The following is a 22,456-nucleotide window of genomic DNA, read 5'->3' as shown; positions in this document are numbered from 1 at the left end:
GATTAGCAAATTTTTCTGTTAAAAACTGCACTTTTGCAGTTTTACTTGGTCATGGTTCGAAGGTCTGTCCTAATAGTCACCTGAGGGTGTTGTGGGCAGACTTTTTCTATTATGTAGATTATAGCAACCTAATAAATATTGGGAACGTGTATTCTTATTGCATATGATATACTGGGTAATAATGAATTTGTTCAAGAGGACACATCGTATATGCGTTAGGAGGCAGCTGTAATGTCACTTCAGTTCATCATTGGCCGTTCTGGCAGCGGCAAGAGCAGCTTAATATTAGAAGAAATCAAGGCAAAATTAAAAGAGGACCCTACAGGCTCCCCGCTTATTTTACTTGCGCCTGAACAGGGAACTTTCCAGCTTGAGAGGGGCATCGTCCAGACGTCCGGGATTCGTGGAACTGTTCGAGCTCAGGTGCTGGGTTTTCGGCGTTTAGCGCTTCGGGTTATGCAGGAGACTGGAGGCTCAGCTCTTGTGCCTATAAGTGAAGAAGGCAAGAAAATGCTGCTGTACAAAATTATTAGACGCCGCAAGGGTGAATTGAAGCTGTATGGGACTGCCAGTGAACAACTTGGACTCATAGACCGGATTAACACATTGTATACGGAAATGAAAAAATATAATGCTGATTTCAATGAGCTGGACGGCCATCTTCGTTTGCTGGAAAGCTCCTCTGGTGAATCCCCTCTTCTGAAGGACAAGCTGCACGATTTGAATGTAATTTACCGTGAATTTGATGATGAGCTTTCTAGGCTGTACATAGATGCTGAGGATCATGTCATTAAGCTTGCTGAAGGAGCGCCTCATTGTAATTATTTGCAGGGAGCCGAAATGTGGATCGATGGATTTCATTCCTTTACACCTCAGGAGTATTCCGCTCTCGGTGCACTTCTTCAGACTGTATCTAAAATAACTGTGTCCCTTACACTGGATCGTCCTTATGATGACGGGATTGCTCCACATGAGCTGAATCTGTTCCACCCTACTGCAATGACCTATCTCAAGCTTAAAGAACTCGCAGAGTCCCTTAGCATTGAAGTGGAGCCATCCAAATGGCTTAATGAACGCCCATTTCCCAGATTTCAAAGAAGTGAGACCCTGTCCTATTTGGAGTCTGCATATGAGCGCCGTACACCGTGGAAGCAAAGCACACCCCCGGCGGATATCAGTCAGTCATTATCCTTACATGCTGCAGGAAGCAGGAGGACTGAGGTAGAAGGTGTCGCTCGCGAGATGGTCAAGCTTGTACGCGATAATGGTTCGCGATGGCGCGATTTGGCTTTGTTTGTAAGAAATTTAGATGACTATGAACATGTAATTACTCCGATTTTTCAAGACTACGGCATTCCTTTTTTCATGGACCAAAAAAGGGATGTTCTACATCATCCATTGATTGAACTGATTCGTGGCGCATTGGATGTCGTTGCGAAGTTTTGGAGATATGACGATGTATTTCGCTGTGTGAAGAGTGGATTTTTGCTTCCGGTGAACGGTAATTTGACACGTGATGATATGGACATGCTTGAAAATTATGTGCTGGCGTGTGGGATACAGGGTTATCGTTGGCGGGATGAACGGGCTTGGAGCCATATTCCGAGCCTATCCCTTGAAGTAGATGATGACAAACGTCCGGCTAAAAGGCTCGAGGTGCTCCAATCCTTAGAAAAGTGTCGTGACGTTGTGACAGGGCCACTTGGTGCATTTGAGGATCGTCTGAAAAAATCAAAGACTGCACGCGAGATGTGTGAAGCGGTATATTATTTGCTTGTAGATATTGAGGCGCCGCAGCAATTGGATCTGTTGGCTCATCGTGCAGTACAGCAAGGCGATCCGGAGCAAGCGATGGAGCATCGCCAGCTATGGAACGCCATTCTAAGTCTGCTGGATCAAATCGTCGAAATGATGGGCGAAGAGATGTTATCAAAAGAAGTGTTTACAGGTATATTGGAAACCGGACTCAAGGATTTAAAACTAGCTCTTGTTCCTCCCGCGATAGATCAGGTGCTTGTCGGAAGTATTGATCGGACACGCATTCGTGATGTAAAACATCTATTCCTGCTAGGAATTAACGAAGGCATCATGCCGGCTAACCTGCAGGAAGAAGGTGTGCTTAGTGATCAGGAGCGCATGCGTCTTAGTGAAATTGGCCTGGAGCTGGCTCCGGGAATGACTAGAAGGCTGCTTGACGAGAGATTTTTAATATACCGAGCGCTATCCGCTGCTAGCGACTCCTTATGGCTAAGTTATCCCGTAGCTGATGATGAGGGGAAGACTCTGCTCCCTTCAGAAGTTATTCGACATATGAGAACTATTTTTACCGGACATTTGCCTGAGGTTCGCATTAACGATGAACCCAGGATTGATGAAGGGACTGAGGTTCAGCTTGATTATGTGAACAGTCCTGTACCGACTCTGTCCCGTCTGATTTCTCAGCTTCGCCTCTGGAAAACGGGTCAAGAAATATCACCGATCTGGTGGAGTGCGTTGAATTGGTACAGAAATCAGCCGGAATGGTCTGGTATTCTATCATCGCTTCTCGGATCGCTGGACTATCGCAATCGGGTTCATGGACTGAGTCCGATAACGAGTCGGAAACTATATGGCTCCAGACTTCGGACAAGCGTCTCTAGAATGGAACGATTCTCAGCATGTCCGTTCTCCCATTTTGCTTCACATGGTCTCAAGTTGAAGGAGCGTCAAATGTACCGTCTGAAAGCACCTGATATTGGACAGCTATTCCATGCTGCACTCAGTCAGATGGCAATGACCTTCAAAGAGCAGAATCGAAGCTGGGGCAGCCTGACCACAGAGGAATGTCTTCTGGAAGCTAGCGAAGCGGTAGACAAGCTCGCTCCTAAGCTTCAGGGGGAAATTTTACTTAGTTCACATCGTTATGGATATATTTCTCGTAAATTAAAAAATATCGTTGGACGAGCTTCCGTAATTCTGGGGGAACAGTCACGGCGGGGGAGCTTTGAACCAGTAGGATTAGAGCTGGATTTTGGTCCCGGTCGTCTGCTGCCATCTCTTACCTTTGAGCTGCCTAACGGCTGCGTCATGGAAATTGTCGGACGGATTGATAGAGTGGATATGGCACAGGGTGAAGATGGTCTATTGCTGCGTGTGATTGATTACAAATCCAGCCAGACCGATCTGAAGCTGCATGAAGTGTATTATGGATTATCGCTGCAAATGCTGACTTACCTGGATGTGCTGATTTCGTCTGCCGAGAAGTGGCTGGGTCAGCCTGCACTACCAGCGGGTACTCTATATTTTCATGTGCATTACCCACTGCTTCAGAGCAGTAACGGAATGACTTTGGAGCAAGCTCAGCTGGAGATGCTGAAACGCTTCAAAATGAAAGGTTTGCTCTTGGCGGATCGTGATGTGATTGCAAAAATGGATGGGCAGCTCGAACGGGGATACTCTGACATTTTACCGGTAGCCGTAAAGGCAGATGGCGGGTTTTATAGCAGCGCATCAGTGGCGACATCAGAGCAATGGGATACACTGCTATCCTCGGTTCGTCATGTCATAACGGAGATTGGAACACGAATTACTGATGGGGATGTAGATATAGCGCCATACCGTCTCGGAACAGAAACCGCATGTACTCATTGCGTTTATAGACCGGTCTGTCGTTTTGATGAGACGTTGGATGGAAGCAGCTATCATGTGCTCAGTAAGCCGGGTAAGGACAAGGTATGGGAGCTGCTGCAAGGCATGGAAGAAAGGAGTGAAGCATAAGTGACAGCCAAAATAGCGACGATACCCAAACCTCCGGGGAGTTATTGGAGCGATGACCAATGGAAAGCGATCAGTCTTACCGGAGGAGATATTCTTGTAGCGGCCGCCGCAGGTTCAGGCAAAACAGCGGTTCTGGTAGAACGCATTATTCGTAAGCTGTCATCTGCTGATACTCCGCTTAGTGTAGATAGACTGCTTGTTGCAACCTTCACGAAAGCTGCAGCTTCTGAAATGAGACAGCGTATTCGCGAAGCACTGGAGAAGGAACTGGAGCGTGATCCCAGCAGTGAACACCTCGCACGTCAGCTCGCTATGCTTGGCCGTGCTTCGATTACGACGCTGCACTCTTTTTGCATGGAAGTGATACAGCGGTATTACACTCTGATTCCGTTAGATCCTGGATTTCGGATCGCTTCAGAGAGTGAAACGGCTCTGCTGCGTCAGGAAGTGCTGGAGCAATTGTTCGAGGAGAAATATGCTGACGAATCCGAAGGTAAAGAAGATGGCAAAAGATTTGTTGCATTAGTTGATTGGTTTGGTGGTGAGAGGAACGATGATGCGGTTTTTGTGCTGGTACAGAAGCTGTATGATTTTTCGCGAAGTCATTCATGGCCAGAGCATTGGCTGAGTCAGGCTGCCTCCGCATTTTTGTCACCAGATATTGATGCTCTAGAGAAAAGTCAGTGGGTTATCAGCATCTTGAAAGATACGAAGATAGCGCTGGACGGTGTTGCAGATTTACTGCGCCAAGGAATTGATATTGCTGGATCACCGGGTGGCCCGGGACCATATGTCGTAACGCTGGAGGAAGATTTGAGCCTTGTTGATACGCTGCGGTCAGCAGTAGGGTCAGGGGCATGGTCGGGTCTGTATGATATTTTCCAAAATGTGTCATTCGGTAAATTGAAGCCATGCAAAAAGGATCAAACTGATCCTGCGCTGCAGGAACGGGTAAAAGGACTGCGGGATGAAGCCAAAAAAATGGTGACAGAGCTTCGCACACAGTTATATGGACGTAAAGCCGAAGAATTTCTTGAGGAGCTTCATAAAGCGGCTCCTGTCATGGAGGAATTGTCTAAGCTTATTACTGCGTTCAGTCAGCGTTATCAGCAGGAAAAGATGAATAAAGGCTGGTTGGATTTTTCCGATCTAGAGCATTATTGTTTGCAAATATTGCGTCATCCTGATTCTAGTCCTGATCATATTATTCCTTCGGATGCGGCGATGGAGTATCAGGCTCAGTATGATGAGGTTCTGCTGGATGAATATCAGGATACCAACACAGTACAAGAGGATATTGTCCGCTTGATCTCACGCGGAGCTCCTATGTCAGGCAATAGCAATAGCATAGGCAACCGCTTTATGGTAGGGGATGTGAAGCAAAGTATATATCGATTTCGATTGGCTGAGCCGGGATTGTTCCTGGACAAATATCGGAGTTACGGAGAGGATTTTGACGGAATAGGTCTTCGAATTGATCTGGCTCGCAATTTCCGCAGCAGAAGAGAAGTTGTGGATGCTGTGAATTTGCTGTTTCGTCAAATTATGAATGAAGGCGTAGCTGAAATTTCTTATGATCTTCGTGCTGAGCTAGTGTACGGAGAAGGCTTTCCGGAAAATACGACCCATCAGGATTATCGTCCTGAACTGCTGCTTATTGATCGTAATGGTGATAACTTATCCTTTGCAGAAGATGGTGACATTACGAATACAACTGCTTCCGAAGTGAATGGCGAAGAGGGCGACTCGGATGAAGAGGTTGTAGAGCTTGAAGCAGTTCGGTTAGAGGCGAGAGCGATCGCCGCTCGAATCAATGAATTGACTGGCGGAGGCGATCAGCCGCCGTTGATGATCTATGACAAGCATGAGAAGGTGATGCGAGCTGTTGAGTACAAGGATATGGTCATTTTGCTGCGTTCCACGTTGTCATGGGCTCCCATTTTTATTGAAGAGCTTCGTCTTGAGGGTGTTCCGGCATTCGGTGAACTAAGTCAGGGCTATTTTCAGGCTTCTGAAGTAGAGACCATGTTATCCCTTCTGCAAATTATCGATAATCCGCTTCAGGATATCCCACTGGCAGCAGTTTTGCGCTCTCCGCTCTACGGTCTCACTGAAGAGGAACTCGCGGAGATCAGACTGTCCATTGGTGGAGGAAGCTACTATGAGGCGTTATTAGCTGCGCTTGCTATTGAAGCCAATAAATCCGATGCTCCAAGTGCTGAAGCTGCAGCTAACGCTGTTAACCTTGCTGAGAATCTGAAGCTCAAATTAGAGCACTTCCTGGCCCAATTGAATACGTGGCGTAATATGGCCAGGGATGGAGAGCTAAGCAGTTTGATTTGGAGCATTTACCGTGAAACCGGATATCTGGATTGGGTTGGCGGATTGCCTGGCGGGCCTCAGCGTCAAGGAAATCTAAGAGCACTGCATGATCGGGCGAGACAATATGAAATGACGACTTCATCCAGGGGACTGTTTCGCTTTTTAAGATATATCGGAAGATTGCGGGAAAACGGCGGTGACTTGGGTGCGGCTCCAGCTGCTGGAGAACAAGGGGATGCCGTCAAAATTATGACGATTCATAAGAGTAAAGGGCTGGAGTTCCCTGTAGTATTTGTGGCAGGCCTCTCTAAAATGTTCAATCGTCAGGACCTCAATGCAGCTTTCCTGATGCACAAGGAGATGGGATTTGGGCCAAAATTTGTGGACGGTGATCTCCGTGTCAGTTATCCTACACTGCCGAATTTGGCTATTCGACGCCGTGCGCAAATGGAGCTGCTGGCCGAGGAAATGCGTGTGCTCTATGTGGCATTAACACGACCCAAAGACAAGCTGATATTAATATCATCGGTAAAAGATTTGGCCAAATCGGTTGAAGCTTGGAGCGGAGCGCTTGAAATCAAAGAAGAGCAGCTGCCGGATTATATTTTAGCTAGAGGTCGGTGTTATCTGGACTGGATTGGTCCTTCCTTGATTCGACATCCTGCTGCTAGTGAGCTTCGACGTTTTGGTGGACTACCGGATACTTCCTCACCTGTCCTTTCAGATCGAGCATCTGATTGGGGCATCCGTTATGTGAGTGCTAGAGATATTGTGCAGGCTGGGACAGGGGCCGCGGAAGCGGCTGCGACGAATGAGTCCTCTATGGTGGATGCTGCCAAGCTGAAAGCGATGATCTCAGGGGGAGCTATTGTAACGGATTCAGGAGCAAATGGAGCAGCTCTTGAACTGGAAAAGCAGGTTAACGACAAGCTGGGCTGGTCATATCCACATTCTGAAGCAACCAGCATTTCGGCAAAAACGTCTGTTACGGAGATGAAGTCAGTGTTGGCTCAAATGGATGAGCAAGCTGCCGATTTGTTCGAAGTGCAGGAGCTGAGATATGAAAAAGAGATAGCGGATGATGAGATCGAATTCAAGCTGCATTTGCGCCGTCCACGGTTTATGGAGCAGTCCAAATTGACGCCTACTGAGCGGGGGACAGCTTATCACACCTTGATGCAGCATTTGCCGCTGAATGAAAGTACGGATGAAGATATAGTTCACATTACGCTTCAGCGTTTAAGAGAACTTCATATTATGACTGAGGAGCAGACCGCAGCTATTAATGCTAATCGAATCGCCGATTTTTTGCGTGGACCTATTGGGGATTTGTTGCGACGAGCGGATTGGATCAAAAGAGAAATGCCGTTCTCTTACGGTTTGCCTGCTACGAATGCATACCCGCAACTCGTGCAATCAGAGCAGCTTGATCAGGAAACCGTACTTATTCAGGGGATCGTGGATTGTCTGTTCTTTGTGGACGGTAAGCAATATTTGCTGGATTATAAGAGCGACCGGGTTCATCCGCATATGGGCGGTATTTCTGCACTGACGGAAACATACCGTTTTCAGTTGGAATTATACGCTACAGCAGTGGAAGATATAACAGGTGTGCCTGTTGAAGAGAAATGGCTGTATTTCATTGATAGCGGGGATGCTGTGAAGCTGTAAAAACACTTGGAAATGGACTCGTAACAAAAAAAGGTTAATAAAAATAACGGCTAACGGCTAGGTGAACGATATAGGGGGAGTAGGTCAATGCGTATTTTGCATACGGGCGACTGGCATTTAGGGCGTACGCTTGAAGGGAGAAGCCGACTGGCGGAGCAGGAACAGTTTTTGGACGAGCTGGTTGTCATGGCGGATGCTGAGAAGGTTGACGTTATTATGATGGCTGGGGACGTATATGACAGCGTCAATCCTCCGGCTGCGGCAGAATCGATGTTCTATGAGGCGGCAGCGAGACTTGCTGAAAACGGACGCCAGCTTGTCGTTATTTCCGGCAATCATGATCAGCCGGAACGAATCGCAGCAGTATCGCCGTTGGTTGCTAGACGCGGGATAACGCTTGTAGGATTGCCTTTGCCTGAGGCAGTCCAGCTTCATGCTCCCCGGACCAATGAGAGGGCAGTCATCGCCGCTTTGCCGTATCCGTCAGAAGCGCGGCTTGCGGAACTGCTGGCAGGAGACGGTGATGAAAGTGAGCTTCGCCTCGCGTACAGTGCTAAAGTTGGTAAGCTGATGAGACAGCTTGGAAGTGCGTTCGGGCCCGATTCTATTAATTTGGCAATGAGCCATATCTATGTGCTGGGCGGAGTAGAAAGCGATTCCGAGCGCCCTATCCAAGTGGGCGGCGCATATACTGTTGATCCATCAGCTCTTGACATCGGAGCGCAATACACGGCGCTGGGACATTTGCATCGTCCCCAAGCAGTCAAAGGAAAGGGGTTAATGCGCTATAGCGGTTCTCCGCTTGCCTACAGCTTCTCAGAAGCAGGACAGACCAAATCCGTTATGCTTCTGGACATAGCCCCTGGGAAAGAGCCCTTTACGCAGGAGCTCTATTTGTCGAGCGGCAGGCCATTGGTTCGTTGGAGCTGTCGGGGCGGACTTGAGGAAGCGAGACGGTGGCTGGACGAAGGTAGAGATCGGAATGCATTTATTGATTTGGAGCTTAGCCTGAATGAGGCTATGTCTCTTGGAGATATCCAGAGTCTGCGCAAAGCGCATGAAGGAATCGTTCACATCAGACCGATATATCCGGGTCGTGAATCCCGAGAAGAAGTAGCAGCTTCACGTGCGCAAATGCCGGTACATGAGTTGTTTCGCAGGTTTTATCAGCAGCAGAGCGGTGGGGCTGAACCGGAAGGGGAATTGGTTGAGCTGTTTATGTCACTTGTTGCCGAGGAAGAAGGACACGGAGAGGAGGTGGAATAGTTGAAGCCGATATCCTTGAAATTATCAGGTCTGCAGAGTTATCGGGAGATGCAGGAAATTGATTTTACGGCATTGTGCGATACAGGACTATTCGGGATTTTTGGACCGACGGGAAGCGGAAAATCCACTATCCTGGATGCTATAACATTAGCTATGTACGGGAAAGTAGGACGCGCTTTTGGCGGTACACAAGGTATAATGAATCATTCGGAAGATGCGTTATTCGTCTCTTTCACATTTGAATTATCGTCGGCAAATGGGTCTGAGCGGTATCGGGTCGAACGGCGTTTCAAGAGGCAAAATGAGCTATCCGTGAGCAATACAATCAGCAGGTTTATAGAGATTACTTCGGAGCGAGAAATCGTATTAGCGGATAAGCTGGCGGATGTAACGCGATGCGTTGAAGAGAAAATTGGGCTTAAGATGGATGATTTCACACGGGCAGTTGTGCTCCCGCAAGGAAAATTCGCAGAGTTCCTTTCTCTTAAGGGGGCGGAACGGAGACAGATGCTTCAGCGCTTATTCCACCTTGAAAAATACGGTGATTTACTAGCTCAGAAACTATCTCGCAGAGTGAAAGAATCGGATCAGAAGCTGAAGGAATTGGCGGCTGAGCAGCAGGGTTTGGGAAATGCCTCTGAAGAGGCATTGCAAGCTGCTGAACATGCAATGAAGACGGCGGCTGTACTAGCTAATTCACGTCGAGATGAGCTGGGTGAAGCTGAGAAGAAGGTCGAGGGGCTTGCAAAGGTACGTGAGCTTGCGATGGAGCGTGGACAGCGCTCAGTACAACTGACTGAACTTAAAGAACAGGACGGAACGATCGCACAGCTTGAAGCAAAACTGGTTCATTCAGCCGCAGCGGAGGCTATCCGGCCTGCCTTGACCTCTTGGAAGGAAGCGCGTCAACTTTCGATGCAGCGACAAGAGGCGGCTGTGTATGCCCGTAAAGCGTCAGAAGCTGCCACAGAGGAAGCGGTAAGTGCTACAGAGGCATTGGCTGCTGCTACTTCTGCACTGAGCTTGGAAGAACCGGGCTTACTCATAAGGATCAATCAATTAGAGCAGGCGGTTCTGCTTCAATCGGAATGCAATAGCCTGTTGGAGGAACTGAATCAGCTTCGGGCATCACAGGAATCCTCTGGGGTGAAACGGCAATCGGTTGCTGATGAAATACAGAAGGAAGAGCAACTGCTAGCCAAAGCTCAGGGGCGCCAGCGGGAGCTTGAAAAGCTGTTGAAAGATTGTGAGGTTAAAGCTTCTGAACGCCAAAGTATTCAAGCCGCTGCCGGGCTTGGAAAAGAATTGATCAGAGCACAAGAGCAACTGGCTAAAGCTGAAGCAGAGGAAATAGAACTGCGCGGAAAAATGGAGAGCTCCGTGAAGCTTTTGCATGGGATCGCGTTGGAAGAGAATACCGTCAAGGATAGATGTGTTGATTTAGCTAAGCTCGCACTTGATAATGCACTGCAATTGAACGAACTTGATTTTATCCTCGCCAATCATATGAATACGATTGCTAATGCAGAGTCTCAGCTGCGCACATGGGTGAAAGAGAGTGAACAAAGTGTCTGGCTCTCGCGTTTGGCAGAGCAATTGCAGAAAGGGCAGCCTTGTCCTGTGTGCGGCTCGGAGCATCATCCAATACATGAAGCACATGGTCAAGGACAGGAGATACTTAATGTCGGTGATCGTTTCAAGCAATTAGAGCAATTATCTGCATTACTTGCGACAGTTAAAGAACTGAACTTTTCAGTATCTCGTGATATGGAAATTTCACGCTCTGTTATAGAACAGCTTAATGATTCGAATGCTTTGAATTGTAAGAACGATAGCTTGGATAAAATTTCATTTCATTCTAATCAAGAGTCTGCAGCTTCTTTACAAATCGACATGAGCTATGAAGTGCTTGAAATATCTAAGCTTCATGGTGCTGTTCAGACGCTTGCGGAGCAGCATGCCCTACTTAGACCGCAATTGGAAGGTTTACAGAAGGAAGCAAGAACGTTTATAGCCCGGTTGAATGAGCTGCAGCCACGACTTGCTGCGGTACGTACAGAGGCAGCGGGAGCAGAAGAATTTTTTAAACAAGCTGCAGAGAGGTCTACTAATTGCCGGGAGGAGCTAAGAGATAAAGAGAAAGAATGGAATGCCGAGCATTCGGGCATCTCTGTTGAAGCTGTGGCTGGACTTCTAGAGCAAATCGTTGAAAAGGATCGGAAGGCAGAGGATATTAAACAACGCTTAGCATTAAGTGTGCCTTTTATTGAGGAGAAGAATTTAAGGCTGTCTCAGCTTGGAAAAGATTTAATTGAGCTCGATAAGGAATTGCTGCAGCGGGAAGGACAGGAGCAAGGTAAACAGTCTCTGTATCAAGAAAAACATAGTCGCCTGTCATCTTGGATTGGAGAGGATTCAGTAGATAAGCTGTTGCCTGAGGCCACTCAACGATTAGCAATGCTCAGGAAACAGGTTGAGGAATGCCAAAACCGACAAGCTATTGCTGCTGCATCCAGTAATCATGCTGCTCAAAGTAACGCTCTTGCCTTGCAGGCTGATGCTTCTGCAAGGGAACAGGAAGAAAAGCTGCACAAGCGGTGGTTGGAAGAGCTGGAAGTCTCACCTTTTCAAAATGAGGCAGAAGCTACGGATTCATTTGTTGCTGCTGAACTTGCGAACGAATATGCCCTAACGATTAAAAATCACCGGGATCGTGAACGAGAGCTGGAGATCAACCTGCGGGAGCTGGACGACAAGCTCGCAGGCAGAATCGTAACAGAAGAAGAGTGGGAAGATGGTACTTTAGCTCTGAATAATGCGAAGTCCATGCTCGAAGAAGCATTACAATTTAAGGCACGTGCTGAACGTGATCTGGAGGACCTGATGACAAGACATGTTCGTTGGAAAGATCTGGAACAGCAGCGGCTTAATCTTGCACGTGAATTTGATTTGCTAGGAAAACTTCAATCCTCATTGCGGGGCAATGCTTTTGTTGAATACGTCGCAGAAGAACAACTTCTGCACGTCAGTCACGCGGCCTCACAGCGTTTGCGTAACTTGACGAAGCAGCGTTATTCGCTTGAAATTGATTCAGGTGGAGGTTTTGTCATCTGTGACGATGCTAATGGGGGTGTGAAACGTCCTGTAGCTACATTATCAGGCGGGGAGACCTTCCTTACATCGCTGGCGTTAGCACTGGCTTTATCAGCCCAAATTCAGTTAAGAGGACAATATCCGCTTCAGTTCTTTTTCCTGGACGAAGGTTTCGGTACATTGGACCCAGAGCTTCTGGATACCGTGATCACGTCACTGGAGCATCTGCATGACGATCATCTTTCGGTAGGTATCATTTCCCATGTAGCCGAGCTCCGTTCTCGTCTAGCGCGTAAACTCATCGTTATTCCTGCGGAGAGTGGAGGAGAGGGCTCTAGGGTCATAGTTGAAAATATTTAATAACCTCTCACTAAGTGATGCATATCACAGATACAGTATCACCCTGCTGTTATACTACAGTTAGCCGACATCAATCTTGCAAGCACCCCGGCGGACGTATTGGTACAGAAAAGTTTCGGTACAATACGTCCGTGCGATCAGTGAAGCTCCTTGAGCTAGCTGGGTGCTTCTTTTTTTTGCATTTTTTCGGTATGATTGTGAAGAATGACTATATACGTACCAGGAGGGATACAGTTGGATAACTGTCTGTTTTGTAAAATTGTCGAAGGAACCATTCCATCGAATAAAGTGTACGAAGATGACCGTTTTTTGGTCTTTCATGATATTCAGCCTGCAGCTCCGGTTCATGTGCTGATTATTCCGAAGAAGCATATTTCTTCGATGAATGAGGTTGAGATGGAGGATTTTGCATTGATCGGCGAGCTTCACAAAGTGGCTCAGGAAGTAGCTGAAAAGCTTGGAATTGCCCAGTCTGGATACCGCTTGATCAATAACTGCGGTAAGGACGGCGAACAAACTGTGCATCATCTGCATTATCATCTTCTTGGAGGAGCTAAATTGGGTGCATTGGTACAAGGTTCCAATTCCCATGCATAATATATGATTCAGAATATATAAATAAGGGTTGTCAGGTTGACACCCTATTTATTTTTCCCCTATAATGAAGATTGATGAACCGTGTTATGCTCTTGGACGGTCTGGTCGGAGGGAGGGAAAACTGGTGTCTGAAACTAAAGTTCGCAAAAACGAGACAATTGATGCTGCACTTCGTCGCTTTAAACGTTCCATTGCAAAAGATGGCGTATTGGCTGAGGTGAAGAAACGCAAGCATTATGAAAAGCCAAGCGTAAAGCGCAAGAAAAAGTCTGAGGCTGCTCGTAAGAGAAAGTTTTAGGAGGATTATGCTACCATGAATCTTAGCGAGCGATTGAACGAAGATATGAAGCAGGCGATGAAGAGTCAAGACAAGTTCAAACTCTCCACCATTCGAATGATTCGTGCTACGATTAAGAATCTTGAGATAGATTTGAAAAGAACTTTGAACGATAATGAAGTGCTTGATATCCTAAGTCGTGAAATCAAACAGCGCAAAGATGCCCTCCAAGAATTTGAAAAAGCGGGTCGTGAAGATCTTGCCTCAAATGCTAAAGCGGAAGCGGAAATCATTGCCGGGTACTTACCCGAACAGCTGACCGAAGAAGAAATTAAAGTCATTGTACAGCAGACCATCCAGGAAACCGGTGCTTCTTCGAAAGCCGATATCGGGAAAGTGATGAGCGCCTTGATGCCCAAGGTTAAAGGACGGGCGGACGGTAAGCTTGTAAATCAGGCAGTGCAACAGCAACTGCAATAGCTCAAGCAGATTAACACCTTCTACATTTGTAGAGGGTGTTTTTTCTGTTTCTCATAAAATCCATTCCTTACGCATAATTTGTACAGTAGAGGAAGGAGGATTGCCTCATTATGAGCCGATTTGTCCGTAAATTTCGGAAATGGACGGTCGACGCACTCGACCTGCCGAAGGACCTCGTATTCGATTTGCCCAGGCTCACCCTGATCGGAGGTAAGCAGCTTTACATAGAGAACCACCGGGGTGTGGTCCACTTCTCTCCTGAATCATTGCATCTGGAGCTCAATAAGGGCTATCTGGAAGTAGAAGGAAGTGGACTGGTGATCAAGGAGATTATGCCTGAAGAGGTTGTCATAGAAGGACGCATTGATGGCATCAAATATCGAGGAACGGAGGAATAAGTGTGAAATTACCGTCGTTGTCCCAGATGCGTGGTGTTGTCACCATCGTCGTTAGAGGAGAAGGTATTAAACGTCTTATTAATGAACTGGCGAGGCAAGGTGTTGAGATATGGGACCTGAAACCATTGACTGATGGGAAAATGGAAATGAATATTCGAGTAACGGACTTTCTTCAGTTGCGTCCGTTATTAAAGCGGACAGGCTGCAGAGTCAAGGTGAAAAAACGGTATGGAATGCCTTTTGTAATGATGAGATTATGGGGCAGAAAATGGTTTGTTTTTGGCTTTACTGTGTTTATCGTCATTATTTTTTGTTTATCTTCTTTGGTATGGGATGTTAAGGTAGTTGGCAACGAAAAAATTGCCTCTGAGGATGTATTAAGCGCCGCACGGCAAGAAGGGATATATCCTTTTCAGTGGATTTTTCGTCTTCCTGAGCAAGACAAGCTGTCTGCCAATTTAACTCGTAATTTGCCCGGAACGTCATGGGTAGGCGTCTCTCGAACTGGCACACAAATTACAATACAAGTTGTGGAAGCGGCTGAACCAGTAAAAAAACTGATGAATCCTCGTCACCTTGTAAGCAAATCGGATGGCATCGTCTCATATATTTATGCTGAAAGAGGTCAACCTGAGGTCAAAAAAAATGATCGGGTGAGAAAAGGACAAATTCTGATTTCAGGTATTCAGGGTAACAAAATCGTAGTATCTAAAGGTGAAGTTCGTGGTAATGTATGGCATGAGTACAATATTGAGGTTCCACTCGTTCGAAAGCAAAAAATATATACCGGGGAAAAGAAGCAAAGAGGATATTTGTTTTTTGGAAATACAGCTATTCAGTTGACAGGCTATGGTAAAGTCACTTTTGAAAAATCACAAACCTTGACGGAGATAGATCCGTTAACATGGAGAAGCATGAAGCTTCCGATCGGCTGGATGAGTGAAAAAGTGCTGGAGACGACAGAGATCGAGCTGAAATTATCAGAGGATGAAGCGATGAAATCCGGGCTGGAGCGAGCAAAACGTGATATTATAGCTAAAAATGGACGTACAAGTGTAATTCTGGAACAAAAAATTTTGCATGAGAAGACAGACAATGGTAAAGTTTATATGAAAGTGCTTTTTGAAGTAGAACAAAACATAGCGGAAGAACTTCCAATAGTACACAATCAAGGAGAATGAGGACATTTGTCACAACAACTTGTCACGATTAAAATAAGTCTTCAAAATGCGTCTGAGGGTCTGGCGTTGTTTGGGCCCCAGGACATTTTTTTAAAATTGATTGAAGAAAATTTAGAGACCGGAATTGCTCTGAGAGAATCTGAAATCTCGATTCGTGGAGAGCACAGGGAAGTGGAGAAGGTTCAGCAATTATTTGAGGTGCTGCTGGAGCTGATCCGTAACGGCTACATACTTACTGAAAGAGATGTCCTGTACGCGATAGATCTGGCTAAAGATTTTCGGGCTGACCAGCTACTTGATTTATATAAGGGTGAGATTGCGGTTACTTTTCGAGGTAAGCCGATCCGGGTCAAGACCATTGGGCAGAAGCATTATGTTACGACGATCAAAAAAAGGGATATCGTATTCGGGATTGGACCTGCTGGTACAGGGAAAACATACCTTGCAGTCGTTCTTGCTATTTCGGCGCTTAAGGAAGGTTCGGTCAAAAGAATTATTTTGACACGTCCTGCGGTTGAAGCTGGCGAAAGCCTCGGATTTCTCCCGGGTGATTTACAGGAGAAGGTCGATCCTTATCTGCGGCCATTGTATGATGCGTTGTATGATGTTATGGGGCCTGAACAGACGGCGAAAGCTCTGGAGCGCGGGTTGATCGAGATCGCACCGCTTGCCTATATGCGGGGACGTACTCTTGACGATTCGTTTATTATTTTAGATGAAGCACAGAACACGACACCAGAACAAATGAAGATGTTCCTTACGCGTCTTGGCTTTGGATCAAAAATGGTCATTACAGGCGATGTAACGCAAATCGATTTGCCGAAGGGCAAAAAATCAGGATTAATCGAGGCTAAAAAAATTCTTCAAGGCATTGAGGAAATTGGATTTGTTCAATTTGCAGAATCCGATGTCGTGAGACATTCCTTGGTTCAGAAAATTATTGTTGCTTATGACCGTGCTGCGGACTCTCAGAGTTAAAGTTTGGAGGCTGTAATATTACGGGAGGGCTGTCTCTATGACTACAAACGAACAGCAAAAAAAGGACACGCTACATTCCAAAACATCAGGCTGGAAACATAGCAAAACAGTGCGTTATTCACTATTTGTGCTGTTGATTGCTATGCTCTATTTCAGTATGGCTTCAAAGCTGTTGCCTGAAACTTACGATATCGCTGTAGGTCTTCCAAGTGACAAAGAGATTTTGGCGCCAATGGAAATTCCAAATACGAAGGAAACCTTGAAAGCGCAGGAAGAAGCGGCGGAGAAGGTCGGACAAGTCTACACGATTCTTCCGTTGCGCAATGAGGCGCTTGTCTCGCAAATGCTGGATCGGATTTTTAGATTGAATCAGGATGATCAGGTGTCTGTAGAGGATAAAATTAATATTTACCGTGAAGAACTTCCTCAGAAGGTTAATGATCATATTCAAAATTTTATTAAAAACAACCGTAGCTCTGCAACGTATTCAACGACACTGTTTAACGAGGTAACTTCAAAAATAGTGGAGCAGCGTTATCAAATTGCGGAGGAAACGTTCATTAAAATTCCTCGTCTGACATCGGATGATATCAATGAGATGAAGCCGGTAGCAGCGGATATTGTTGCACGTCTTACCACTGACCAAATTATAGATGCACAGACGGCTCGCGCCAAAGTGGCTGAAATGGTCAGCACTAGTTCACTTAGCAAACGTATTTCACGTGAGGTCGTTCAAGAGCTTGCTCGTCTCGCTATTACAGCGAATAAATTTTATGATGAGGAAGCAACCAAGACAGCGAAGGTCGATGCCCGTGAAAATACGCCGACAGTGTACATTAAGCAGGGTGATGTACTGGTCGAGAAGGGTGAAAAAATTACCCAGGAAATGTACACGCTGTTGGAAAAGAACGGTCTGCTGAAAGATCAGGTAAACTATTCTCCTCAGTTTGGGCTTTTAGTGTTGTCTATCCTACTCGGCATTGGACTGATTATGTATATTCGTCAATCTGAAGGAGTAAGCAGATTCAAGTACAACAATTCTCAATTTGTTATGCTATTGCTTATTATTCTTATAACGATCGCATCTATGCATATTGTTAGTATTGTTCAGAATGAGCAGCGTCCGTACATCGGCTATCTGGCTCCAATAGCAACAGGTGCTATGCTGATTTCACTTCTGATTGATCTGTCGTTGGCATACATTTGCTCCATTTTATTTAGTATTCTGGCCAGCATTATATTAAATGTACATCAGGGAGATATTTTTGATTTTCAGTTTGGATTGTTTACACTAGTCATTTCCTTTGCATCTATATTTGCTATTCATCGGGCAAGCCAGCGATCTACTTTGTTAAAAGCAGGCATTATGATTTGCTTGTTTGGTTCGCTTAGCGTATTTTCAGTAATTCTGATTAACAATAATGGGTGGACACAATCAAGCACACTTTATGCGATCGGCTTCGCGATTGCAGGAGGATTGCTGACTACAATACTTGTTATCGGGTTGATGCCGTTTTTTGAAGTTACCTTTGGTATTCTGTCTGCATTAAAACTGATTGAATTGTCCAATCCCAATCATCCGCTGCTACGGAAGCTGCTTATAGAAACGCCAGGTACTTATCATCATAGCGTGATGGTCGGTAATTTGTCTGAGGCAGCCGCAGAGGCAATCGGTGCTAATGGATTATTGTGCCGGGTTGGCTCGTATTACCACGATATCGGGAAGACAAAGCGACCAAGCTATTTTATTGAGAATCAGAACAATATAGAGAACCCGCATGATTTTATCGATCCGAAATTGAGCAAGTCCATTATTATCGCTCATGCACGTGACGGAGCTGAAATGCAGAAGGATTACAAGCTACCCAAGCCGATTCGCGATATTGCGGAGCAGCATCATGGCACTACCTTTCTGCACTATTTTTATCACAAAGCATTAAAGCTTGCCGAAGAGCAAGGCATGGAGCCTGATTTTACTGAAGCGGATTTCCGTTATCCCGGGCCAAAAGCGCAATCCAAAGAAGCTGCGGTTGTCGGCATCGCAGACAGCGTCGAAGCTGCCGTGCGTTCGTTGCGTAAGCCAACAGTAGAACAGGTTGAAACGATGATCGAGAAAATTATCAAGAGCCGGCTTGATGATCATCAGTTCAATGAATGTGATTTAACGATGCGGGAGCTTGATATTATCGCTCAGACGTTGAAAGAGACGGTGATGGGAATATTCCATTCCCGAATCGAATATCCAGAGCAAATAAAGAAGGATAAAGTGACAGAGGATTCAGACAGGGGGCAAAAGACGCATGGCGCTTAAACTGGATTGGAACAATGAACAGGACAAGCTGGAAATCAGAGATGATCTGATAGAGCTTCTGAATACAGTACTACAAAAAGCAGCGGAATCAGAGGGCGTCGAAGAGGGCGAGGTTGCTCTTACTTTTGTGGATGACGAAGAGATTCATGTTCTGAACCGTGAATATCGGGGAATTGACCGCCCGACAGATGTACTCTCCTTTGCGATGAATGAATCGTTGGATGAGGAACTCGACATCGTTTATGAGGTTGAGGAAGATGAAGAGCTCGACGACCTGACAGATATGTTCGGTGACATTATTATTTCTGTAGAACGGGCGCAGGCGCAGAGTGAAGAATATGGACATTCAATTGAACGTGAAATCGGTTTTTTGTTCGTCCATGGATTTCTTCATTTGCTCGGCTACGACCATCAGGATGAGGCCAGTGAAGCGGAAATGATGGGCAAGCAGGAAGCAGTTCTTGCACAGGTTGGTCTTGTTCGCTAAATGAAACCAAATTGTAAATGGAGCGACACATTCCGATATGCGCTGGAAGGAATCGTTGTATCGCTCAAAACTCAGCGTAATATGAGAGTTCATCTAGTGGCAGCCGTAATTGTGATGTTAGCTGCGCTGTATTTTGGTCTTTCCTTGAGAGACATTGCATTGTTATTATTAGTTATTGGATTTGTAATAAGTGCGGAATTATTTAATACCGCTATTGAAGCAGTGGTGGATCTCGTGACCCCGGAGTGGCATAGCTTGGCCAAAATGGCTAAGGATGCCGCCGCCGGGGCCGTCTTGATTGCAGCTTGTTTTGCCGTTCTGATAGGTATTGTGCTTTTTTATGAACCAGTAGTCACCTGGCTTGGAATTATATCTTCATAATATTATTTTCGTAAAGGAGATAACCGCATGGATTATAATTGGCTGCTTCAGGAAGCGATTAAAGCTCATACCAAAGCGTATATACCTTATTCCGGTTTTGGAGTTGGGGCAGCGCTGCTTGATCAGAATGGACATGTTCATCATGGATGTAATGTGGAAAATGCTGCGTATGGTCCAACGAATTGTGCGGAGCGGACCGCCATGTTTCGGGCAATTGCCGATGGCTTGAAGCCTGGGACATTTCAAGCAATCGCCGTTGTTGGCGATACCGATGAGCCGATCGCACCGTGCGGTGTGTGCCGACAGGTATTACTTGAGCTTTGTCATGGAGAAATGCCTGTCATTCTGGGCAATCTAAAAGGTGACATTCGTCAGACGACAGTAAGCGAGTTGCTTCCGTACTCATTTGGTCCATCTCAGCTTGCTTCAAAGTAAAGCACGTAAGCTTGCTTAGTACGAGCAGCTTCTATATTGCAAAAGACCGACAATAAGCTGCAAATATGCAGGTATCTGAAATGGAACAGCCGATGTGGGGAAAAAGCCTGCAAATGTGCAGGAATTTCACAGGATTTTGACTTAAAGCTCAAGTTTTACAATGAAAAGACTGCATTTTTGCAGGAATGTTTCGTAATGAAGGAAAATAAGAGAAAAAGATGCACTATTGCAGGTATCGTCGCAGCTTAACATTTTAAACCAGCTATAATATTACTGTTTTATTAAGAAAGGATTATTTTATACATGGCTAAATCCAAATTCAAATCCGGCTTTGTTGCAATTGTTGGACGACCAAACGTTGGGAAATCAACGCTGATGAACCAAGTTATTGGTCAAAAAATTGCAATTATGTCTGACAAACCGCAGACGACACGAAATAAAATTCACGGAGTATATACGACTGAAACCATGCAGGTAGTTTTCCTCGATACTCCAGGCATCCATAAACGTCAATCCAAGCTCGGTGACTTTATGAACAATACTGCACTGAACACGCTTGGTGAGGTTGAAGCCGTGCTTTTCCTTGTAGATACTGCAGAGGGACTCGGCGGGGGGGATCGTTACATTATTGAGCAGCTTAAAAATGTACGAACTCCTGTCATTCTAGTGTTGAACAAAATTGATCGGATTGAGCCTGAAGCCTTGCTCCCTATTATCGAGGAGTATCGGAAGCTGTATGCATTCGCAGAAATTGTTCCGATCTCTGCAAAGCTGGGGAACAATGTGAATACACTTCTTGATCAGGTGGAGAAATATTTGCCGGAAGGTCCTCAATATTATCCTGATGATCAGGTTACAGACCATCCAGAGCAATTTGTATGTGCGGAATTGATTCGTGAGAAAATACTGCATTTGACACGTGAGGAAGTACCACATTCCATTGCTGTCACGATAGAAGACATGAAGGTTGAGGAGAATGGTGTTGTTTATTTGTCAGCTGTCATTTTTGTAGAGCGTGATTCCCAGAAAGGGATCATTATCGGGAAGCAGGGGGCTTTGCTCAAAGAAGTTGGCAAACGGGCAAGACATGATATTGAGAACTTGTTAGGCTCTAAAATTTTTCTGGAGTTATGGGTTAAGGTGAAAAAAGATTGGCGCAATCAGGAACGCGTTCTTAAAGATCTCGGCTTCCACCGTGATGCATAGAATGATCTGATGACGCAAAACTCCTTGTCGAAGCATTTCGTTATCAAAATCCAAACTGGGAGTTATTGCAACACATACTTCCCGCTCGATCGTACATCCTAATCTTTGAAGATGCAGGCGTCATTTCCGAAGAAAGGGTGAATACGTATGCGAGATTTTTCGTGGAAGTATTTTGCAATAACTGGAGATGTCGATGCTTATATGCTCTATAAAGAAGCCGGCACCGAATCCCAGGAGGAGTCTGCTGCCTCCGAGGAACTGATCGACCAGCAGGAGATGGAGGATTAGTTTTTTATTCGGGGAGCCCAGTAAGTTTGGGGGAAGAGACATGTTATACAGGGTGGAGGGTATAGTCATCCGCAGCATGGATTATGGTGAAGGCAACAAAATTGTTACGCTGTGCACAGAGACTCATGGGAAAATCGGAGTGCTGGCACGCGGAGCTAAAAAGCTTAAGAGTCGTCATGCGGCGCTGACACAGCTTTTTACCTATGGTGAATATGTATTTTACCGTCAAAATAATGGGCTGGGAACCTTAAATCAAGGTGAGATTATTGAATCTCACTTTTCTTTACGTGAGGATTTATTTCTTGCAGCCTACGCATCATATGCTTGTGAATTGCTAGATCGAACGCTTCAGGATGAAGAAGTGGGTCAGTTCTGGTTCACACAGCTTAAGGCTTGCCTGGAAGGTCTCTCTTCAGGGAAGGACCCGCAGATAATCACACATTTGTATGAGATGAAGGTGCTGCAGGCTGCAGGGTATGGTCCTTCTTTCGATACATGTATCTCATGTGGGCGTGAGGACGACTCGATGACTGTAAGTGCAAGATTAGGTGGGAAATTGTGCAGTCGATGTCGATACCATGATCCAGCAGCATTTAATGTATCTTCAGGAACGTACAAATTGTTATCTCTGTTTGAGAAAATGGATTTAAGAAGACTCGGCAATATCGAAGTAAAAGATACTACGAAGTCAGAACTGAAAACGGTGATGCGAGCCTTTATGGACATGCAGCTTGGGCTAAAGTTGAAATCACGTAATTTTCTAGATCAATTAGACAAATACGAAATTTGACGAACGATATAAAATCATTTATTATAGATAAGAATTTCTCCTATTGGAGAGTAGCGCATTGAACGGGAAAAGTAATGAGGTGCTAGATCCGTATTAGCGAATCGGGGGTAGTGAAAGCCCGGTCGGAAAGACTCATGAAAGGGCAACCCGGGAGCGTGAACAATTGTTCGTGAAAAGAG

17 protein-coding genes are annotated in these 22,456 nt (G+C 45.7%); all 17 read left to right on the top strand.

What is annotated here, in order from left to right:
* Window positions 1-231 precede the first annotated feature (231 nt).
* A complete protein-coding gene (addB, locus tag BLS49_RS03080) occupies window positions 232-3,756 on the top strand; it encodes a helicase-exonuclease AddAB subunit AddB (RefSeq protein WP_091226644.1) in 3,525 nt (1,174 codons plus the stop codon).
* Complete coding sequence (gene addA, locus BLS49_RS03075; protein ID WP_245742246.1) at window positions 3,757-7,749, top strand: helicase-exonuclease AddAB subunit AddA; 3,993 nt, start codon at window positions 3,757-3,759, stop codon at window positions 7,747-7,749.
* A gap of 87 nt (window positions 7,750-7,836) precedes the next feature.
* On the top strand, window positions 7,837-9,015 hold the full coding sequence (locus BLS49_RS03070) for an exonuclease SbcCD subunit D (RefSeq protein WP_091226643.1): 1,179 nt from the start codon (window positions 7,837-7,839) through the stop codon (window positions 9,013-9,015).
* Window positions 9,016-12,468 carry an AAA family ATPase gene (locus tag BLS49_RS03065; protein ID WP_091226641.1) on the top strand — a complete coding sequence of 1,151 codons (3,453 nt, stop codon included), beginning with the start codon at window positions 9,016-9,018 and terminating at the stop codon, window positions 12,466-12,468. It begins immediately after the preceding gene.
* A 204-nt stretch (window positions 12,469-12,672) separates the two neighbouring features.
* The gene (locus tag BLS49_RS03060) at window positions 12,673-13,065 is read left to right on the top strand and encodes a histidine triad nucleotide-binding protein (protein WP_091226639.1); all 393 of its coding nucleotides are present in this window, start codon (window positions 12,673-12,675) and stop codon (window positions 13,063-13,065) included.
* Window positions 13,066-13,189: 124 nt separating this feature from the next.
* Entirely contained in the window at window positions 13,190-13,363 is a 174-nt protein-coding gene (rpsU, locus tag BLS49_RS03055; RefSeq protein ID WP_005547957.1) for a 30S ribosomal protein S21, read from the top strand.
* Window positions 13,364-13,378: 15 nt separating this feature from the next.
* The gene (locus tag BLS49_RS03050; RefSeq protein WP_091226638.1) at window positions 13,379-13,822 is read left to right on the top strand and encodes a GatB/YqeY domain-containing protein; all 444 of its coding nucleotides are present in this window, start codon (window positions 13,379-13,381) and stop codon (window positions 13,820-13,822) included.
* Window positions 13,823-13,932: 110 nt separating this feature from the next.
* A complete protein-coding gene (gene yqfC, locus BLS49_RS03045) occupies window positions 13,933-14,220 on the top strand; it encodes a sporulation protein YqfC (RefSeq protein ID WP_091226636.1) in 288 nt (95 codons plus the stop codon).
* Window positions 14,221-14,222: 2 nt separating this feature from the next.
* Window positions 14,223-15,401 carry a sporulation protein YqfD gene (gene yqfD, locus BLS49_RS03040; RefSeq protein ID WP_091226634.1) on the top strand — a complete coding sequence of 393 codons (1,179 nt, stop codon included), beginning with the start codon at window positions 14,223-14,225 and terminating at the stop codon, window positions 15,399-15,401.
* 6 nt (window positions 15,402-15,407) lie between these two features.
* On the top strand, window positions 15,408-16,379 hold the full coding sequence (locus BLS49_RS03035; RefSeq protein WP_091226633.1) for a PhoH family protein: 972 nt from the start codon (window positions 15,408-15,410) through the stop codon (window positions 16,377-16,379).
* Window positions 16,380-16,416: 37 nt separating this feature from the next.
* Window positions 16,417-18,690: an HD family phosphohydrolase gene (locus BLS49_RS03030; protein WP_091226631.1), complete on the top strand. Its 2,274-nt coding sequence runs from the start codon at window positions 16,417-16,419 to the stop codon at window positions 18,688-18,690.
* The gene (ybeY, locus tag BLS49_RS03025; RefSeq protein WP_091226630.1) at window positions 18,680-19,177 is read left to right on the top strand and encodes an rRNA maturation RNase YbeY; all 498 of its coding nucleotides are present in this window, start codon (window positions 18,680-18,682) and stop codon (window positions 19,175-19,177) included. The genes BLS49_RS03030 and ybeY overlap by 11 nt, the downstream gene beginning before the upstream one ends.
* Window positions 19,178-19,558, top strand: coding sequence for a diacylglycerol kinase family protein (locus BLS49_RS03020; protein WP_091226628.1), 381 nt, complete (start codon window positions 19,178-19,180; stop codon window positions 19,556-19,558).
* Between the two features lie 27 nt (window positions 19,559-19,585).
* On the top strand, window positions 19,586-19,993 hold the full coding sequence (locus BLS49_RS03015; protein WP_091226626.1) for a cytidine deaminase: 408 nt from the start codon (window positions 19,586-19,588) through the stop codon (window positions 19,991-19,993).
* Between the two features lie 303 nt (window positions 19,994-20,296).
* Window positions 20,297-21,199, top strand: a complete 903-nt coding sequence (era, locus tag BLS49_RS03005) for a GTPase Era (protein ID WP_091226623.1) — start codon at window positions 20,297-20,299, stop codon at window positions 21,197-21,199.
* A 147-nt stretch (window positions 21,200-21,346) separates the two neighbouring features.
* On the top strand, window positions 21,347-21,487 hold the full coding sequence (locus BLS49_RS03000; RefSeq protein ID WP_091226621.1) for a YqzL family protein: 141 nt from the start codon (window positions 21,347-21,349) through the stop codon (window positions 21,485-21,487).
* Between the two features lie 40 nt (window positions 21,488-21,527).
* On the top strand, window positions 21,528-22,277 hold the full coding sequence (gene recO, locus BLS49_RS02995) for a DNA repair protein RecO (RefSeq protein WP_091226620.1): 750 nt from the start codon (window positions 21,528-21,530) through the stop codon (window positions 22,275-22,277).
* Window positions 22,278-22,456 lie beyond the last annotated feature (179 nt).

Origin of the sequence: Fontibacillus panacisegetis (assembly GCF_900102215.1) — a bacterium.
Lineage (GTDB): Bacteria > Bacillota > Bacilli > Paenibacillales > Paenibacillaceae > Fontibacillus > Fontibacillus panacisegetis.
This window is presented reverse-complemented; position numbering and strand designations above follow the sequence as displayed.

What these genes read in the sequence shown, in the direction of transcription:
- BLS49_RS03020 (WP_091226628.1), top strand. Translation starts at nt 19,178, where the DNA reads ATGAAACCAAATTGTAAATGGAGCGACACATTCCGATATGCGCTGGAA.
- ybeY (WP_091226630.1), top strand. Translation starts at nt 18,680, where the DNA reads ATGGCGCTTAAACTGGATTGGAACAATGAACAGGACAAGCTGGAAATC.
- BLS49_RS03070 (WP_091226643.1), top strand. Translation starts at nt 7,837, where the DNA reads ATGCGTATTTTGCATACGGGCGACTGGCATTTAGGGCGTACGCTTGAA.
- recO (WP_091226620.1), top strand. Translation starts at nt 21,528, where the DNA reads ATGTTATACAGGGTGGAGGGTATAGTCATCCGCAGCATGGATTATGGT.
- BLS49_RS03050 (WP_091226638.1), top strand. Translation starts at nt 13,379, where the DNA reads ATGAATCTTAGCGAGCGATTGAACGAAGATATGAAGCAGGCGATGAAG.
- yqfC (WP_091226636.1), top strand. Translation starts at nt 13,933, where the DNA reads ATGAGCCGATTTGTCCGTAAATTTCGGAAATGGACGGTCGACGCACTC.
- era (WP_091226623.1), top strand. Translation starts at nt 20,297, where the DNA reads ATGGCTAAATCCAAATTCAAATCCGGCTTTGTTGCAATTGTTGGACGA.
- BLS49_RS03000 (WP_091226621.1), top strand. Translation starts at nt 21,347, where the DNA reads ATGCGAGATTTTTCGTGGAAGTATTTTGCAATAACTGGAGATGTCGAT.
- BLS49_RS03030 (WP_091226631.1), top strand. Translation starts at nt 16,417, where the DNA reads ATGACTACAAACGAACAGCAAAAAAAGGACACGCTACATTCCAAAACA.
- addB (WP_091226644.1), top strand. Translation starts at nt 232, where the DNA reads ATGTCACTTCAGTTCATCATTGGCCGTTCTGGCAGCGGCAAGAGCAGC.
- BLS49_RS03015 (WP_091226626.1), top strand. Translation starts at nt 19,586, where the DNA reads ATGGATTATAATTGGCTGCTTCAGGAAGCGATTAAAGCTCATACCAAA.
- BLS49_RS03060 (WP_091226639.1), top strand. Translation starts at nt 12,673, where the DNA reads ATGACTATATACGTACCAGGAGGGATACAGTTGGATAACTGTCTGTTT.